Origin of the sequence: uncultured Adlercreutzia sp. (genome assembly GCA_910585575.1) — a bacterium.
GTDB lineage: Bacteria > Actinomycetota > Coriobacteriia > Coriobacteriales > Eggerthellaceae > Adlercreutzia.
In genome coordinates this window covers 48,460-49,849 of record CAJUFS010000014.1, presented here as the reverse complement: position 1 = coordinate 49,849, position 1,390 = coordinate 48,460, and the positions used below count along the sequence as shown (strand labels likewise).

The 1,390-nt window shown below is 63.4% G+C and carries 2 protein-coding genes and 1 tRNA gene; 2 read left to right on the top strand and 1 reads right to left on the bottom strand.

The window, feature by feature from the left end:
• Positions 1-349, bottom strand: a 349-nt coding sequence (gene purE, locus QZ307_RS03090; protein ID WP_295995685.1) for a 5-(carboxyamino)imidazole ribonucleotide mutase, incomplete at its 3' end; no start/stop codon positions are given.
• A 314-nt stretch (positions 350-663) separates the two neighbouring features.
• Between purE and QZ307_RS03085 the strand changes: the two genes are divergently transcribed.
• The gene (locus QZ307_RS03085; RefSeq protein WP_295995683.1) at positions 664-921 is read left to right on the top strand and encodes a hypothetical protein; all 258 of its coding nucleotides are present in this window, start codon (positions 664-666) and stop codon (positions 919-921) included.
• A 75-nt stretch (positions 922-996) separates the two neighbouring features.
• Positions 997-1,083: transfer RNA gene (locus QZ307_RS03080), tRNA-Leu, on the top strand.
• The last annotated feature ends 307 nt before the right edge of the window (positions 1,084-1,390 follow it).

Genomic DNA, 1,390 nt, shown 5'->3' with positions numbered 1-1,390 from the left:
CGCAGGCCACCGGCACGCCCGAGGGCATCTGCACCATGGACAGCAGGGAGTCCAGGCCGCCCAAGTCGCTCGTCTTCATGGGCACGGCGATAACCGGCAGCGGCGTGAACGCGGCCACAACTCCGCCGAGATGCGCCGCCTTACCCGCCGCGGCGATGATCACCTTGATGCCGCGATCGTGGGCGGTTTCGGCCCACTCGTGCACAACCGCCGGCTTGCGATGGGCGCTGGCTACCTTCACCTCGTAGGGCACGCCGAGCGCATCCAGCTGCGCCATGCACGGTTCCATGGCCGGCATATCCGACTCCGATCCCATGATGATACCGACAACCGGCGTTGCTTCTGCCATGAGCTTCCTCCTTCTGCTTCTGCTGTTACTGGTTCCGGGACACCGCGAGCCGACGAGGGTCGCCTTCCCTTGGGCCCAACGCCACTCCCCTGCGAGGCGGCGCTTGTATCGTGCGCTCCATTATACCGAGCGGCTCGGCGCCCATCCGCCGGAGCGCCGCGGACACCAGCAGATCAGGGATCAAAGGCGTTGCAATTCGTTGACGGATGGGGTCGGAAAAGCGGAGGCAACCGCGGCGGGGCTAAAGTAGGGGCGTAGCAAAGTCGCCGGGGCGTCGCTCCGCGCGGCGCACCCCCCGAGCAAAGGAGCCTCTCATGAGCCTGGAAATACCCGATAGCCGCGAAGACTGCCGCATCGACCGCGAGCATGAGCGCGAGCAGCTGAAGCACCTAAAGGACCACGTCGGCGACGAGATTCGCAAGGCGAAGGACCGCGAATACCGCGAGAAGGAAGAGGCCACGCGCCCGCTGAAGGCCCACATCGGCGAGGTTGAGAAGGCCGATCGCCGTCAGGAGGACATGACCGACGCCGCCCTGAAAGAGACCGCGAACACCATTCTGCGAGAAGAGTAGAAAAAAACTTCTTGCATCGCCGCGCTTGGTCAGGTATGATTATCGACGCTCTTTCGGCAAAGCTGAAGTGCACCTGCGGGCGTGGCGGAATTGGCAGACGCGTACGGTTCAGGTCCGTATGGGGGCAACCCCATGGAGGTTCAAGTCCTCTCGCCCGCACCATTTCGAATGCAAACGCCCTCCTCGGAGGGCGTTTTCGTTTTCTGAACGGGTCGTCTTACCGATAGCGATCAGGCTTCCTGTTCTGCAACGGATAGGATGCCCTCCCATGAACGACAGCGCCGCCACCCCCTGCACTTCTTCCGACGACGTGCTTGCCCTGCTGCAAGACCAGCGGCGCGCCGGCATTGAACGCGGCTTCTACTGGGAAAACCAGATCGCCTTCGCCTACAACTCCAACAAGATGGAAGGCAGCCCCCTCACCGAGGAGCAGACCCGCTCCATCTTCGAAACGCGCACCGTCACGGGG